At 73.0% G+C, this 14,435-nt stretch carries 15 protein-coding genes; 9 read left to right on the top strand and 6 right to left on the bottom strand.

The window, feature by feature from the left end:
• The first annotated feature begins 316 nt into the window (after positions 1 to 316).
• On the top strand, positions 317 to 943 hold the full coding sequence (locus BLW76_RS48530) for a hypothetical protein (protein WP_167384633.1): 627 nt from the start codon (positions 317 to 319) through the stop codon (positions 941 to 943).
• Between the two features lie 3 nt (positions 944 to 946).
• Here the strand turns inward: BLW76_RS48530 and BLW76_RS16870 are convergent, their stop codons facing one another.
• Positions 947 to 1,963: a DNA polymerase domain-containing protein gene (locus BLW76_RS16870; RefSeq protein WP_091308238.1), complete on the bottom strand. Its 1,017-nt coding sequence runs from the start codon at positions 1,961 to 1,963 to the stop codon at positions 947 to 949.
• 14 nt (positions 1,964 to 1,977) lie between these two features.
• Entirely contained in the window at positions 1,978 to 3,033 is a 1,056-nt protein-coding gene (locus tag BLW76_RS16865) for an IS110 family RNA-guided transposase (protein ID WP_208613288.1), read from the bottom strand.
• Between the two features lie 296 nt (positions 3,034 to 3,329).
• Here BLW76_RS16865 and BLW76_RS16860 point away from each other — a divergent pair, with 296 nt between their 5' ends.
• The 8 genes from BLW76_RS16860 (at position 3,330) to BLW76_RS16825 (ending at position 9,695) form a co-directional block, all read left to right on the top strand.
• Positions 3,330 to 3,992, top strand: coding sequence for a TVP38/TMEM64 family protein (locus BLW76_RS16860; RefSeq protein ID WP_091308237.1), 663 nt, complete (start codon positions 3,330 to 3,332; stop codon positions 3,990 to 3,992).
• A 166-nt stretch (positions 3,993 to 4,158) separates the two neighbouring features.
• Entirely contained in the window at positions 4,159 to 5,793 is a 1,635-nt protein-coding gene (locus BLW76_RS16855) for a serine/threonine-protein kinase (RefSeq protein ID WP_244170191.1), read from the top strand.
• Positions 5,794 to 5,846: 53 nt separating this feature from the next.
• The gene (locus BLW76_RS16850; RefSeq protein WP_043781162.1) at positions 5,847 to 6,152 is read left to right on the top strand and encodes a hypothetical protein; all 306 of its coding nucleotides are present in this window, start codon (positions 5,847 to 5,849) and stop codon (positions 6,150 to 6,152) included.
• Positions 6,153 to 6,171: 19 nt separating this feature from the next.
• The gene (gene msrB / locus BLW76_RS16845; RefSeq protein WP_091308230.1) at positions 6,172 to 6,594 is read left to right on the top strand and encodes a peptide-methionine (R)-S-oxide reductase MsrB; all 423 of its coding nucleotides are present in this window, start codon (positions 6,172 to 6,174) and stop codon (positions 6,592 to 6,594) included.
• Positions 6,595 to 6,683: 89 nt separating this feature from the next.
• Positions 6,684 to 7,583, top strand: a complete 900-nt coding sequence (locus BLW76_RS16840; RefSeq protein WP_091308227.1) for a TIGR04222 domain-containing membrane protein — start codon at positions 6,684 to 6,686, stop codon at positions 7,581 to 7,583.
• A gap of 66 nt (positions 7,584 to 7,649) precedes the next feature.
• Positions 7,650 to 8,567, top strand: coding sequence for a TIGR04222 domain-containing membrane protein (locus BLW76_RS16835; protein ID WP_091308226.1), 918 nt, complete (start codon positions 7,650 to 7,652; stop codon positions 8,565 to 8,567).
• A complete protein-coding gene (locus BLW76_RS16830; protein WP_091308223.1) occupies positions 8,560 to 9,360 on the top strand; it encodes an MbnB/TglH/ChrH family RiPP precursor modification enzyme in 801 nt (266 codons plus the stop codon). The genes BLW76_RS16835 and BLW76_RS16830 overlap by 8 nt, the downstream gene beginning before the upstream one ends.
• Positions 9,357 to 9,695, top strand: coding sequence for an SCO6045 C-terminal-like domain-containing protein (locus tag BLW76_RS16825; protein WP_091308221.1), 339 nt, complete (start codon positions 9,357 to 9,359; stop codon positions 9,693 to 9,695). Before BLW76_RS16830 ends, BLW76_RS16825 begins: the two co-directional genes overlap by 4 nt.
• 150 nt (positions 9,696 to 9,845) lie before the next feature.
• On the opposite strand, the gene BLW76_RS16820 is transcribed toward BLW76_RS16825, so the two are convergent.
• From BLW76_RS16820 to hemE, 4 genes are read right to left on the bottom strand one after another with little or no spacing between them, the layout of a single operon-like run.
• Positions 9,846 to 11,183: a CoA transferase gene (locus tag BLW76_RS16820; protein WP_091319480.1), complete on the bottom strand. Its 1,338-nt coding sequence runs from the start codon at positions 11,181 to 11,183 to the stop codon at positions 9,846 to 9,848.
• Positions 11,184 to 11,197: 14 nt separating this feature from the next.
• Complete coding sequence (gene hemQ, locus BLW76_RS16815; RefSeq protein ID WP_091308218.1) at positions 11,198 to 11,890, bottom strand: hydrogen peroxide-dependent heme synthase; 693 nt, start codon at positions 11,888 to 11,890, stop codon at positions 11,198 to 11,200.
• Positions 11,891 to 11,946: 56 nt separating this feature from the next.
• Positions 11,947 to 13,347 carry a protoporphyrinogen oxidase gene (gene hemG, locus BLW76_RS16810; RefSeq protein WP_091308215.1) on the bottom strand — a complete coding sequence of 467 codons (1,401 nt, stop codon included), beginning with the start codon at positions 13,345 to 13,347 and terminating at the stop codon, positions 11,947 to 11,949.
• Positions 13,344 to 14,414, bottom strand: a complete 1,071-nt coding sequence (hemE, locus tag BLW76_RS16805; protein WP_091319478.1) for a uroporphyrinogen decarboxylase — start codon at positions 14,412 to 14,414, stop codon at positions 13,344 to 13,346. Before hemE ends, hemG begins: the two co-directional genes overlap by 4 nt.
• Positions 14,415 to 14,435 lie beyond the last annotated feature (21 nt).

Genomic DNA, 14,435 nt, shown 5'->3' with positions numbered 1-14,435 from the left:
TCCCCGATGGCCCCGGGGAGTCGCCGATCCGGGACCGCACGTTACGCCGTCGAAGACCAAGATCGTGACATCGAGATCGGCCGTGCAACATTTGTGACCCGAAAGGCGACAGCGGGCGCTTGGGTGATCACTCCGCGTTCGGGTTGGTTCTTTTGGCCGACAGGAATTTGCCGGGTAAGCCCCTGATTCGGTGATGGCCGCCACTGCTGTGGGCGTGGTTACAAGCCGGTACCGGACGAGGCTTCCATCCGTGCCACGCCGTGACGCAGGGTTCCTCCGTCGCGTCTGTCCCGGGCACAGAGTCACGGAGGTGGTCATGTCCGTTCCGGCCTCACCCGGCCCGCACGAGCCGCACTTCCCGCTGCCGCCCGCCCCGCGGCCCCGGCGCAGGAAGTGGCCATGGGTGGTCGGTGTACTCGTCGTGCTGCCTGCGCTGGCGGCCGGCATCGTGCTGGCGACCGCGTTCGGCAAGACCACCGCCAGTCCGTGCCTGGACAAGTCCCAGCAAGTCCCGTGCGTCGGGCCCGGCCAAACGTGGATCTCCGCCGACGGTGTCGGCCGGCCGCGTGACGCCGCCGCTCCTGCCACCACCAGCCCGTCGATTCCCGCTCTCGCCGCTCCGGCCACCACCGAGCCGGCGCTGCCCGAGCCCACGCCGAAGGACTACTCGGTCGAGCTGGCCATCCAGTCCAAGCAGTGTTTCGGTTCGGCGGGATGCAACGTGGTCGTCGAGCCGAAGCTCAATTTCCTCGGCGCGAGCACCCTGCTCTGGGAGTGCGACATCACCTACAGCATCTCGGGTGACACGTCCGGCGAGCTCATCGAAACCGCCTACGCCCAGGGCGGCACGGCGTACCGCGTCGACCGCACCAGCATGAGCACCAAGACGAGCAAAGTCGTCCCCCAGGCGACCGTGACGGCGGTCAGCTGCCGCAAGCCGTGAACGTCACTCGGGGCGCGCCTTGCTCGGCTGCACCCGCTTCGGCTCCCCCGGCATCTTCGGATAGTCCGGCGGATAAGGCAGATCCCCGAGCCCGTGGTCCCGCAGGTCCCGCTCGTACCACTCCAACGCCGTCTCCAGGCCGAACGGCGTCTCGTCCATCGGCGCGTGCAGGTCGCCGTGCTCCGCCAGGAACGCCGGGATCGTCAGTACGTCGAAGTCGTCCGCGTCCACCTCGTCCAGCAGGTCCCACGTCAGCGGCGTCGACACCGTTGCGCGCGGGGTGCCGCGGACCGACCAGCTCGAGGCCACCGTGCGGTCACGTGCCGCCTGGTTGTAGTCCAGGAACACGCGGCCGCCGCGTTCCTCCTTCCACCAGGAGATCGTCGCCTTCTCCGGGATCCGGCGCTCGACCTCGCGACCCAGCGCGATCACCGCGTGGCGGACCGCGACGAAGTCCCACTCCGGGCGGATCCTGACCAGCACGTGCACGCCGCGGCCACCCGATGTCTTCGGCCAGCCCGTCAGGCCGGCGTCCGCCAGCACCTCGCGGACGACCCTGGCCACCTCGACCGCGTCCGCGAAGCCCGCCCGGTCCGGCGGGTCGACGTCGATGCGGAGCTCGTCCGGGTGGTCGACGTCCGCGCTGCGGACCGGCCACGGGTGGAAGTCGAACGTGCCCAGGTTGGCCGCCCACGCGAACACCGCAGGCTCGGTCGGGCACACTTCGGCCGCCTTGCGGCCCGACGGGAACGTGATCTCGGCGGTCGCCACCCACGGTGGCGCGCCCTTCGGCAGGCGCTTGGCGTAGAACCAGTCCCCCTCGACGCCGTCGACGTAGCGCTTCAGCGTCGTCGGGCGCTCGCCGATCGCGCGCAGCAGCGGCCCGCCGACCGTCAGGTAGTGCTCCACGACCTGCCGCTTCGTGATGCCGCGCTGGGGGAAGTACACCTTGTCCGGGCTCGAGACGCGGACCGTGCGGCCGCCCACCTCGTACTCCACCGGGTCACCGTGCTTGGGCATGCGTTGCTCCTATGTCAAGCCGCTGCGGGGAGCGTGGTTGGTTGTTGGGTCGTGTCGTGGTGGAGGGTGTTGTAGACGACGCGGGCGAGGCGTCGTTTGAGGGCGCGGAGTGCTTCCATGGTGGTGTCTCCGGTGGTTCGGCGTCGGTGGATGTAGTCGCGGCCGGGGCCGGCCAGGCGGGTTTGGGTGACGGCGATGCGGTGCAGCGCGGCGTTGAGTTGTCGGTTGCCGCCGCGGGCGAGGCGGTGTCGGTTTGTCTTGCCGGAGGAGGCGGGGATGGGGGCGACGCCGGCGTGCATGGCGAAGCAGGCTTCGGAGCGGAACCGGGTCACGTTGGCGGTTTCGCCGACGATTTTCGCTGCGGTCAGGGCACCGCAGCCGGGTATGGCGAGCAGGCGGGGTGCGAGGTGAGCCATCCGCTGGGCGAGTTCCCGCTCCAGTGCGTTGGCGCGGACGGTGAGTGCCCGGATGTCGGTGACCAGCTCGGTGGCGATGCGCACCACCATCGATGCCGGCTGCTGGGCCAGCCAGGCGGTGAGCCGGTCGAGTTCGCAGAGCCGGTCCAGGCTGCGGGCGGTGGGGTCGAGTTCGGGGTCGAGTTCGTGTAGGTGCCAGCGCAGCCGGTTCTGCACCTGGGTGCGGGTGTTGACCAGGTCTTCGCGGTGGTCGACGAGCAGTTTGACCTCGCGGGAGACGCTGTCGTGTGTGGCGGCCGGCAGGTTCGGTTCGCGCAGCGCGGCCCGGGCGATGGCCAGTGCGTCGATCGGGTCTGACTTGCCGCGCGTGCGCGCCGAGGAGCGAGCTCCGGCCATCAGCTTCGGCGGGACCCGGACCACGGTCTGGCCTGCGGCGAGCAGCGCTCGTTCCAGCCGGGTCGACACGTGCCGGCAGTCCTCCACCGCGAACGTCAGCTCGGTGTCTGGCCAGTTGCGCAGTGCCCAGCGCAGCAGCTGCCGGTGACCGGCATCGGTCGCGCGCACCGTCTTCTGGTCGAGTTTGCGCCCTACCTGCTCGACCGCGACCGCGGTGTGGGTGTTCTTGTGGACATCGATACCCAGCATCACCACCATGGGGATGGTCTCCTTCCAGCTCGAAGGGACGGCTGGGCCGGCCGGCGGACACACCTCAGTGGGGGCGCTGCCACGCTCCTATCAAGTCACGCCGGTCGGCCCTGGCTCACCGGTGACCGGCACAACGCATGATCGCCAACCCGCAAGCAGGTGGCAGCGACGCTACGAGCCAGGTCACCAGCGGCCAGGATCCCAACCACCGCAACAGCGGCAACACCACCCTGACACTGAGGCCACGCTAGCGGTGATCGCGCCTGGGCGGCGCCCGCGAGAATGCCGCCGGTAGGCTCGATCGGGTGTCCGGCCGCACCAAGCTGATCGTCGCGCTCGCCGTGCTCGCCGCCTTCGCGGCGGCCGCGGTGCTGCTGCCGATCCCCGGTCCGGCCGAACTGCGGGCCTGGGCCGCCACCACCGGCCCCGCCACCCCGCTCGTGCTGCTCGTCGCCTACTCGCTGCTCACCGTGGCGCCCATCCCGCGCACGGTGTTCAACCTGGCCGCCGGCCTGCTCGTCGGCACCGCGGCCGGGATCGCGATCGGCCTGGTCGCCACCACCATCGCGGCCGGCCTCTCCTTCGGGCTGGCGCGGCTGCTCGGCCGTGACCTCGTCACCCGGCACCTGCACCGCTCGGCCGTCAGAACGGTCAACGACCGCCTCGCCGACGGCGGCGTCCTCGCCATCACGTCGCTGCGGCTGATCCCGGTGGTGCCGTTCGCCCCCTTCAGCTACCTCTGCGGGGTGTCCTCGGTGCGGCTCGTCCCGTACCTGACCGGTACGCTGCTCGGGAGCGTGCCCGGCACGGTCGCCGTGGTCGTCCTCGGCGACGCTCTGACCGGCGACACGCCGCCCGCGCTGCTCGCCTGTTACGGCGTGTTCGCGCTGGCCGGAGCGATCGGGCTGGTCAAGGTGTTCAAGAAGCGGGCACCGGCCGAACCGCAGCCTGCCGGACAGGCTGGCTGACGCGAAGAGCACAGGCCCGACCGCTACACTCGATCGGGTGCGCGAAGCGGTAACGCGCTGAGCAGGGCCACCACCACCGGGAATTTCGTCAGGAGCAGTCGCCATCGACACCGGTCAGCTGATCGCGGGGCACTACCGCCTCGTCGAGCACATTGGTAGCGGTGCCATGGGTGTCGTGTGGCGCGCGACCGACGTGCGCCTCGAACGCACCGTCGCGATCAAGCAGATCCTCCCGCAGCCGGGTGTCTCCGAGACCGAACGCGACAACATGCGCCAGCGCGCGATGCGCGAGGCGAAGAACGCCGCCCGGTTCCAGCACCCGAACGCCATCGTGGTGTTCGACATCGCCGAGCACAACGGCGACCCGTGCCTGGTGATGGAGTACCTGAACGGGCCCAGCCTCTCCACGATCCTCGCCGAGGAGGGCACCCTGCCGCTGGGCCGGGTCGCCCGGATCGGCGAGCAGGTCGCGTCCGCGCTGGTGGCCGCCCACCGCGCCGGGATCGTGCACCGGGACGTCAAGCCCGGCAACATCCTCATCGACGAGACCGGCACCGCGAAGATCACCGACTTCGGCATCTCCCGCGCGGCCGGCGACATGACGCTGACGGCGACCGGCCTGATCGGCGGCACCCCCGCGTACCTGGCCCCCGAGCTGGCCCGCGGCGCCGACCCGGTGCCCAGCTCCGACGTCTTCGCCCTCGGCGCGACCCTCTACCAGGCGATCGAGGGCACCACGCCGTACGGCAACACGACCAACCAGCTCGCGCTGCTCTACGCGGCGGCGAACGGCCAGATCAACCCGCCGGTGCAGGCGGGCGCGGCCACCGCGCTGCTGATGAGCCTGCTGCGCAGCGAGCCGGGCGAGCGGCCGAGCATGGCCGAGGCCCGCGAGCGGCTGGCCGCGCTGGCCCGCACCGAGCCCGGCGGCCAGTCGGCGTCCCCGCCGCTGCTCTCCGGCGGCGCGGGCCGCAAACCGGCCACGCCCGCCGCCGACGAAGGCGAGCGGCCGCCGTGGCAGCGCACGGTCGGCAAGGCGCCGTCGTCGCCGCCGGTCGGCACACCCGTGCCGGCGAACAAGCCGGCAGCCAAGTCACCGTCGAACCCGCCCCGCCCGACGGCGGCGTTCATGCCGATGCGCTCCCCGGCCGCCCCGCCGAACACCCCGCCCAGACCGATGCCCGCGGCCGCGCCGACGGCCAGGGCTCCCCAGTACTCGTCGACCACGAGCAAGCCGGACAACAAGCGCAAGTACGCGATGTTCGCCGGCGCCGGCGCGGCGGTCGTGGTGGTCGCGGTCGTCGTGTTCCTGGTCCTGAACTCGGGCAACGGCGGTTCGGGCGGCAACCAGGTGGCCCAGTCGCCGGGCACCCAGCCGACCTCGGGCCAGAACTCGTCCAAGCCCAACAGCTCGAGCAGTGCCCCGAACGCACCCGCCGGCCTTGGCAAGACCCCCACGTCGGGCAAGATCGAATTTTCTCCGGCCGGCCAGCGGATCATCGCGTTCTACGACTTCCCCGGCGGGGCCGCGGCCTCCTGGTCGATGCTCACGCCGGCGGCCCAGCAGGTCTACGGCAGCCAGGACGCCTTCACCGAGTACTGGAGCAAGTTCAAGTCGGTCAGCGCCAAGCGCGCGAGCGGCGCGTACAACGATGACGGCGCGGTGACCATCACCGCCACGGTGGTCTTCCCGGATCACGAAGAGTCGCACTCGTTCCGGATCGTGAACTCCGGCGGGCAGCTGCTCATCGACGCCCAGACCAAGGCCAACGCCGACGCCGGGTCGAGCACGGGCAACTGAGACTTAACGCGCGTCCGGTGTGCTGAGCGGGCCGGATGGCCTACCGTGGTGGCATGGCCGACGACGGAGCTTCGCTGCCGGGCCAGAATCCTCGCTTCCACGAGGACCTGGTCGGCCTGGACCCGTACGATCCGGAGGCGCGCGCGTTCGCCGAGCACCTCGACCGCATCGAGCGGTGCGGACCGAACTTCACCATCGAAGCCGCACTGGACGGGGTTGCCGACTTCGCCGACTCCAGCAACCGGCTCGGGGGGCTGCGCTACTGGGTCGCGGCCCTGATCGTCGTCCTCATCGTGCTCGGCGTGATCGTGGCCGCATGGGACATCGTCGTGCACGCCCTCGCCTGGCTCGCGGCGTAACGTGGATCGGGTGAAAGGTATGAAACCCGTTGTCGGCGCGACCCCGCGCGTCGTGAAGTCCGAGCAGGAATGGCGGGCGCAGCTCAGCCCCGACGAGTTCGCCGTCCTCCGCCAGGCGGGGACCGAACGGCCGTTCACCGGTGAGTACACCGACACGAAGACCACCGGCGTCTACGAGTGCCGCGCCTGCGGTGCCGAGCTGTTCCGCAGCGACACGAAGTTCGACAGCCACTGCGGCTGGCCGTCCTTCTACGACCCGGCCGATTCCGACGCCGTGCTGCTGCGCGAAGACCGCACCATGGGCATGAAGCGCATCGAGGTGCTCTGCGGCTCCTGCCACAGCCACCTCGGGCACGTCTTCGAGGGCGAGGGCTACCCGACCCCGACCGACCAGCGTTACTGCATCAACTCGATCTCGCTCAAATTGGTACCCCAGTCGTAGAAGGCACCAGCCTAAATCCTCCTTAAGGGAGCAACCCCCCGCCCTTCCTCGAACGTAGTCTCCGCACACGGACGAGGGAGGGCGGACTCATGACCGACACCTGGGGTATTCCCGGACCGGTGTTCGCGGGGCTCTACCTGGGGTTGCTGCTGGTCCCGGCGCTGGCCGCCGGGCTCCGGCTCGGCGTCCTGCGGCGCGGCCGGAGCGGGGGCGTGCCGGAGCGGGCCGAAGAACTCGCGCTGCTCACCGGCGGCCGCACGCGCGTCGGCGAGGTCGTCGTCGCGCGCCTGCTGGAGCAGCAGACCATCCGGATGGACGGCACCGGCCGGGTGCACCACGTCCGCGGTTCGGCGCCGGACGACCTGGGCCGGGCCGTGCTGGTGCGGATCGGCAAGACCGGCACCGCCGTCGAATCGGTGCGCCGCGAGGTGCTGCAGCACCCGGAGGTGGCCGCGCTCGAGGCCGGGCTGATCGCCCGCGGCCTGCTGGTCGACGTCCGGAAGGTGCGCCTGACCTGGGTTTTCACGGTGCTGGCCTACGTGGCGCTGCTGGTGCTCGGCGCGGTCCGGCTGGTCGCGGGCTCGGCGGCCGGGCACCCGGTCGGCTTCCTGGTGGGCCTGCTGGTGCTGAACATCGGCGCGGCCGCCGTCGGCACGTACTGCGCCGTGACCCTCCCCGGACTGGGGACCACCACCACCGCCGGGCGGGCCGCGGCCACCGAAGCCGAGCGGGCCGGGCCGCTGGCGTCCGGCGCCGTGGCGGCCGTCGCGGCCGGCGGGTTCGGCAGCCACCCCGACAAGGACGTCCGGCTGGCTGTCAGCCGCGCCACGCACGTCTCGCCGTCCCGCGGCCACGGCCCACGCCGCGGGTGGGCGGCCGCCAGTGGGGGCAGCGCCGGTTTCTACGGCGGCGCGAGCTGCGGCGGAGGCGGCGGGGGCAGCAGCTGCGGCGGCGGAGGTGGCGGCGGAGGCGGGGGCTGCGGCGGTTGAAACGCCGACGCGAGCGCGTGCGTCTCACAGCTACGGTAACCGCGACACACTGAGGGGAGACGGGCGATGGACGACCCGTGGGGCATTTCCGGACCGGATTTCGTGGTCCTCTACATCGCGCTGCTCGGCGCGGCCCTGCTGGTCAGGGTCATCGTGACCGGCGTCGTGAACCGCCGGGCGATGCGGGCGGGCGCCGATCTCGCCGGTCCGCCGCCCACGGTGTACCAGCTCGCCTTCCTCGCCGGTGGCCCCGACCGGGCCGTCGACGCGGCGATCGCGGCCCTGGTCGAGCGCGGGCAGCTGCGCGTCAACAGCTACAAACAGATCAGCCGGACCGCGGCACGGCCGTCCGACCCGGTGGAGCGGGCGGTCTTCGACGTCGCGCACCTGAAGACGACGGCGACGATCCGGGCGTCCGTGCGCGGCTCGGCGGCGATGCGGGCCCTGGAGGACGGCCTCGACCAGCGTGGGCTGCTGGTGTCGGCTTCGGCGAAGCGGCAGGCACGGACGTTCGGGCTGCTCCTGCAGGTGGGCGTGCTGGCGTTCGGCCTGGTCCGGCTGGTCAACGGCATCGCGCTCGGCCGCCCGGTAGGGATCCTGGTGTTCCTGGTGATCGTCGCGGCAGTGCTGGCGGTGGTGGCGGCGGTTCGCCGGGCGAAGCCGGGCGCGCGGCAGCCATCGGCCGCGGGGTACCGCGTGCTCGGCCAGGTCCGCTCCGCGGCGAGCGGGCCGGTGCCGGCCGGGATGCTGGCGGGCGGCGTGCTGCTCGGCGGGGCCGCGGCCGCGGTCGCGCTGGGCGGTTGGGCGATGTACCCGGACGAGGAGCTGAGCGCGGCGCTGGCCCCGCCGGTGACGGCGTCCGGCGGCGGGGGCTCGTCCGGGTCGTCGTGCAGCAGCGGGTCTTCCTGCAGCAGCGGCTCGTCGTGCAGCAGCGGGTCCTCGTGTGGTTCGTCGTGCGGCGGCGGAGGGGGTTGCGGTGGGTGAGCTGGGGATCGGGATCGGCTGGCGGCACGAGCTCGACCTGTCGATCGCGCGGCTGCCGGGCGTCGACTGGGTCGAGGTCGTCGCCGAGAACCTGCACGCCGACCACCTGCCGGAGACGCTCGTGGCGCTGCGGAAGCGAGGGCTGCCGGTGCTGCCGCACGCCGTCTCGCTGTCCCTCGGCGGCGCCGAGCCGCTGGACACCGGCCGCGTCCAGCACCTCGCGGAGATCGCGCGGGCCCTGGACGCGCCGCTGGTCAGCGACCACGTGTGCTTCGTGCGCGCGGGCGGGCTCGACTCGGGGCACCTGATGCCGCTCCCCCGCACGCGCGAGGCACTGGACGTGCTGGTGGCGAACGTCCGGCTCGCCCAGTCCATTGTGGACGTACCGCTGGCGCTGGAGAACATCGCCGCGGTGCTCGACTGGCCGGACGCCGAGCTGACCGAGGAGCAGTTCCTCACCGAGCTGACCGAGCGGACGGACTGCCTGCTGATCATCGACGTCGCGAACCTGTACGCCAACGCCCGCAACATCGGCACCGACCCGGAGGCGTTCCTGGACGGCATCCCCTGGGAGCGGCTGGCGTACGTGCACATGGCGGGCGGCATCGAGCGCGACGGCGTCTACCACGACACGCACGCGCACCCGGTCCTGCCGGAGGTGCTGTCCCTGTTGACGGAGTTGCGCCGCCGCACGGACCCGCCGGGCGTCCTGCTGGAGCGCGACGACGACTACCCCACGGACGACGAACTCGCGGCGGAGCTGGCGGCGCTGCGGGCAGCGGTGACGACGTGAGCCGCGAGGACCTGGCCGGGCGCCAGGCGGAGCTGCTGCACGCCTTGCTGGCCGACGGCCCGGCACCGGCGGGCTTCGACCCGGACCGGTTGCGGGTGGAGGCGACCGTGCTGCGACGCAAGCACGGCCGGGTACTGGCCTACCAGCGGCCCGAGCTGGCGGAGGCACTGGGCGAGCGGTTCGGGCCCCTGTTCGCGGAGTTCAACCGAGGCCGCCCGAAGAAGGCGGCGGAGCGGTCGGGGGCGTACGCGGACGAGTTCGTGACATGGCTGATCGAAGGCGGCCACCTGCCCAAGCCGAAGCGCCGGCTGGTCGACCGCCTCCGGCGTCGCTGACGCGAACCGAGTTGGGGGTCGTGCTGCCGGGCTCAGCCGGGCGTGGCAGCGGATTTGAACGTCATGAACGACTCTTTCATGACGTCAGACGTCATGAAAGAGTCGTTCAGTGCAGCGGCGACCGCTCCCGCCCGCCGTCGGCCGCCCGCCTCAGGGCGTCCAGGTCGGTTTGTCGACACCTGGCAGCCGCGTCCCGAAGTCCCAGTGGGGCTCCGCGCCCGGCAGCCCGCCGGCCATCTTCACCCGCGTCAGGCGCCCGTAACCGCTGTCCACCTCCTCCAGCAGGTCGCCGAAGTCGACGTCGGTGGCCGCGGGGTCCTTGCGGCCCAAGGAATCCAGCCAGCGGCCCGTGCCCGCCAGTGACAGCCGCGCGCGCCAGGTGCCGCCGTCGGTCACCTGCCGGCGCAGGGCCGTCATCACCGCCGCCGCCGTGAGCCAGCCCGTGGCGTGGTCCAGTGCCTGGACCGGCAGGGGCGACGGCGGGTCGCCCCAGGCCAGGCCGCTCGACATCTGGACCAGGCTGTCGAACCCGCGCCGCCGGGCCCACGGCCCCGTCCAGCCGTACGCGCTCAGGTCCGCGATCACCAGGCCCGGCCGCAGCTCGGCCAGCTCCGCGGGCCCGAACCCGATGCGCTCCAACGCGCCCGGCCGGAACGACTGCACCAGCACGTCCGCCCGGCTGATCAGCTTCTTCAGCCGCGCGCGGCCGCCCTCGGTGTCCAGTGCCACGAACGCCGAGCGCTTGCCCTGGTTCGTGTCGCGCACCAGCGCCTCGACCCGCGGCAGGTGCGCCGCCCCGACGTGCAGGACGTCGGCGCCGTGCGCGGCCAGCACCCGGCCGGCCACCGGGCCGGCGAGCACGTGCGTCAGCTCCAGGACCCGGATGCCGCCCAGCGGCCGGTCCGAGTAGAACAACGTCCGCTTCGGCGCGTCGGCGATCGAAGACAGCGAGACCAGTGGCAGCGAGGACACCGCCTCACCTTGCGGATGCGCGGCCCAGTCCGACGGCGACCGCAGCTCGGCGGCCGCTCCCCCGGCGGTGACGACGGCGTGCTCCACCTCGCGCGCGCTCCGCCCGGCGACCGCCTTCTCGACGGCCTCGCGAGCCCCGGGCACCCCGAGCCCCCAGCAGATCGCCGCCTCGTGGCGCGGGTAGTTGGCGTGCAGCCGCACCCAGCCGTCGGCCGCGCGGTAGTCGCCCGACAGCGGTGCCCAGACGTTCTCCGCGCCGACGCCGTCCACGCGCAGCAGCTGCTCGCTCCGGAACGCCGCCGCCGCGTGCCGCGTGTCCGCCGTGACCACGCCGGGCTCGATGTCGCGAAGCCGGAGCATCTCGCCGGCGGCCAGCGTCGCCGCCGCGATCGACGCCGTGGCGGCGGCCGCCACCCGGTACGGACCGGGCAGCACCTCTTCGGTTCCGGTCAGCTCGAACGCCCCCGGCGATGACCCGGTCAGGGCGTCCCAGACACCCTCGACGATCTCGCGCACTGTCTTCTCGGGCACTACGGGAGAGCCGCGACGAGCTCGGCGGGCGGCACGCGGGTGCCGGTGTAGAACGGGATCTCCTCGCGCACGTGCAGCCGCGCCTCGGTGCCGCGCAGGTGGCGCATGAGGTCGACGATCCGGTGCAGCTCGTCGGCCTCGAAGGCGAGGATCCACTCGTAGTCGCCGAGGGCGAACGACGCGACGGTGTTCGCGCGGACGTCCGGGTAGTCGCGGGCTTCCTTGCCGTGGTCGGCGAGCATCTTGCGCCGGTCGGCGTCCGGCAGCAGGTACCACTCGTAGGACCGCACGAACGGGTAGACGCAGACGTACTTGCGCGCCTCTTCCCCGGCCAGGAACGCCGGGATGTGGCTCTTGTTGAACTCGGCGGGCCGGTGCAGCGCGGTCTGGCTCCAGACCGGCGTCGACGCGCGGCCCAGCGGCGTCCGGCGGAACCCGGCGTACGCGGCCTGGACCTGCTCGATCTCCTCGGCGTGCCACCAGACCATGAAGTCGGCGTCGGCGCGCAGCGCGGACAGGTCGTAGACACCGCGGACGACCACGCCCTTGGCCTCGAGGCCGTCGAGGTACTCGGCGGTCTCCCGGCCGGCGGTCCCGCGGTCCTCGCCCAGCCGGCCCGGCTCGATCCGGAAGACCGACCAGGTGGTGTAGCGGATGGTGTCGTTGAGCTCGTTGTAGTTGACCCGCGCCATGAGTCCATCCTGTCACCGCGGTGCCCCGGCCGCTGCCACGGGTCAGGTGAGCGCACTCACGAAGACAGGTGCGCCGCGATCCGCTGGGCCGCCGCCTCCGCCGTCGCCACGCACGCCGGCAGCCCGACGCCGTGCAGGGTCGCTCCGGCGATCGCGAGGCCCGGCACCGCCGCCACGGCCTTCTCGATCCGCTCGACGCGGTCGAGGTGGCCGGTGCCGTACTGCGGCAGCCCGCCGCCCCACCGCGTCACCAGTGTCTCGATCGGCGCCGCCGTGATGCCGGTCAGCCGGGCGAGGTCGTCGCGGACCACCCGGACCAGCTCGACGTCGTCGAACTGCAGGGCGCCCGGCTCACCGAACCGGCCGACCGAGCCGCGGACCAGGACCGGCCCGGTGCCGTAGTGCGCCCACTTGCGCGAAGAGAACGTGAACGCCTTCGACGCGTACGGCTTGCCCGCGGCGTCGCTTTCGCCGGCGCCGATCAGGATCCCCGACGCCTCGGGCAGCGCGGTGCCCGGCGGCAGCGCCAGCGCGACCACGGCCATCGACGCCAGCTCGACCTCGCCGAAGGCCGCCGAGGCGGCCGGGACGAGGTCGGCCAGGAGCCGGCGGGCCGAGGGCGCGGGGACCGCCAGGACCACGGCGTCGGCTTCGAAGGTGTTGTCCGCCGGGGCGTGCGCGGTCGGTGCCGCGCCGATGCGCAGCCGCCAGGCGGTGTCGTGCCGCTCGATGCCGCACACCGGCAGGCCGGTCCGCAGCTCGGCGCCGGACGCCGTGGTGAGCCGGTCGATCACCGCGCCCAGGCCGCCCGGGACGCTGCCGAACACCGGCGCCGCCGACGTGTTCGCCGGCAGCTGGGCGGCCGCCGCCGCGGTCAGCGAGCCCGCGCCCGAGGCCAGCGCGGTGGCCAGGCCGGGCATGGAAGCGCGCAGGCCGAGGCCGTCGGCCCCGCCCGCGTAGACGCCGCCGAGCAGCGGGTCGACCAGCCGGTCGACCAGTTCGTCGCCGAAGCGCTCGCGCAGCAGCGGCCCCAGCGGCACGTCCCCGCCCGGCAGCCGCAGCTCAGGCAGTGACGGCTCGGCCTCGACGGCCTTCCGGCCCGCCTCGGACAGCACGCCGGCCACCGACTCCGCGGACGCGGGCACGCCCATGACCGTGCCGGGCGGCAGGCCGGTGACGGCGCCGCCCGCGTGGATCTTCGCGCGGGCCTTCGTGGGGTTGACGACGTCGAGCCCGAGCTCGCGGACCAGGCCGAGCATCTCGGGACGGCGGACGAGGAACGCCTCGGCGCCGACGTCGTAGGGCACCCCGGCGAGTTCGGCGGTGCGCAGCTTCCCGCCCGGCGCGGTCGTCTTCTCGAAGACGGTGATCTCCGCGCCCGCGCCGAGCAGCCGCCGCAGCCGGTAGGCCGCGGTCAGCCCGGAGACGCCGCCGCCGACGACCGCGACGCGCTTCACAGCTCGTGCACCAGCCCGACCACGCGGGTCAGCACGTCGGGGTCGACGCCGGGCAGCACGCCGTGGCCGAGGTTGAAGATGTGGCCGTCGGCCGCCTTGCCCTCCTCGGCGATCCGCCGGACCTCGGCTTCGAGGACCGGCCAGGACGCGTGCAGCAGCGCCGGGTCGAGGTTGCCCTGCACGATCGCGCGGCCGCCCAGCCGCCGCACGGCCTCGTCGAGGGGGATCCGCCAGTCGACGCCGACGACGTCGGCGCCCGCGTCGCGCATCGCGGCGAGGAGCTCGCCGGTGCCGACGCCGAAGTGGATCCGCGGCACGCCGTACTCCGCGACGCCGGCGAGGACCTTCGCCGAGTGCGGCAGGACGAACTCGCGGTAGTCCCGCTCGGACAGCGCGCCGGCCCAGGAGTCGAACAGCTGGATCGCGTCGACGCCGGCGTCGAGCTGGGCGCGCAGGAACGTCAGCGCGACGTCGGCCAGCCGCCCGGCCAGCTCGTGCCACACCTCGGGCTCGGAGTGCATGAGCGCCTTGGTGTGCTCGTGGTTGCGGCTCGGGCCGCCCTCGATGAGGTAGCTGGCCAGCGTGAACGGCGCGCCGGCGAAGCCGATCAGCGGGGTTTCGCCGAGCCGCTCGACCAGCAGCCGGACACCGTCGGCGACCTTCGCCACCTGCTCGGGCTCCAGCTCCGGCAGCGCCTTCACGGCGGCGAGGTCGCGCACCGGCGCGGCGGCCACCGGCCCGGTGCCGGGCACGATGTCGATGTCGACGCCGGCGGCCTTGAGCGGCACCACGATGTCGCTGAAGAGGATCGCCGCGTCGACGCCGTGCCGGCGCACCGGCTGCAGCGTGATCTCGGCGAGCATTTCCGGGTCGAAACAGGCGTCGAGCATCGGCACGCCCTCGCGCAGCGCGCGGTACTCCGGCAGCGAGCGGCCGGCCTGGCGCATGAACCAGACGGGCGTGCGGGCCGGGCGTTCGCCGCGCGCGGCGGCCAGGAACGGGGCTTCGGGCAGCTCGCGGCGGGCGGCCGGGGCGGCCGGGCGCGGCAGGGGCGTGGTCTGAGACATCGCCGTCAATCGTGCCACGAG

Origin of the sequence: Amycolatopsis tolypomycina (assembly GCF_900105945.1) — a bacterium.
GTDB classification, from domain to species: Bacteria; Actinomycetota; Actinomycetes; order Mycobacteriales; family Pseudonocardiaceae; genus Amycolatopsis; species Amycolatopsis tolypomycina.
Note: the sequence above shows the minus strand (reverse complement) of the source record. Positions and strands in the feature narration are given on the sequence as shown.

Excerpts from the sequence above, each read along its gene's own strand:
- hemQ (WP_091308218.1), bottom strand. The coding sequence starts at position 11,890 with ATGGCGCGGGTCAACTACAACGAGCTCAACGACACCATCCGCTACACC.
- BLW76_RS48530 (WP_167384633.1), top strand. The coding sequence starts at position 317 with ATGTCCGTTCCGGCCTCACCCGGCCCGCACGAGCCGCACTTCCCGCTG.
- BLW76_RS16865 (WP_208613288.1), bottom strand. The coding sequence starts at position 3,033 with ATGGTGGTGATGCTGGGTATCGATGTCCACAAGAACACCCACACCGCG.
- BLW76_RS16850 (WP_043781162.1), top strand. The coding sequence starts at position 5,847 with ATGGCCGACGACGGAGCTTCGCTGCCGGGCCAGAATCCTCGCTTCCAC.
- msrB (WP_091308230.1), top strand. The coding sequence starts at position 6,172 with ATGAAACCCGTTGTCGGCGCGACCCCGCGCGTCGTGAAGTCCGAGCAG.
- BLW76_RS16840 (WP_091308227.1), top strand. The coding sequence starts at position 6,684 with ATGACCGACACCTGGGGTATTCCCGGACCGGTGTTCGCGGGGCTCTAC.
- BLW76_RS16835 (WP_091308226.1), top strand. The coding sequence starts at position 7,650 with ATGGACGACCCGTGGGGCATTTCCGGACCGGATTTCGTGGTCCTCTAC.
- BLW76_RS16855 (WP_244170191.1), top strand. The coding sequence starts at position 4,159 with ATGGGTGTCGTGTGGCGCGCGACCGACGTGCGCCTCGAACGCACCGTC.
- hemE (WP_091319478.1), bottom strand. The coding sequence starts at position 14,414 with ATGTCTCAGACCACGCCCCTGCCGCGCCCGGCCGCCCCGGCCGCCCGC.
- BLW76_RS16870 (WP_091308238.1), bottom strand. The coding sequence starts at position 1,963 with ATGCCCAAGCACGGTGACCCGGTGGAGTACGAGGTGGGCGGCCGCACG.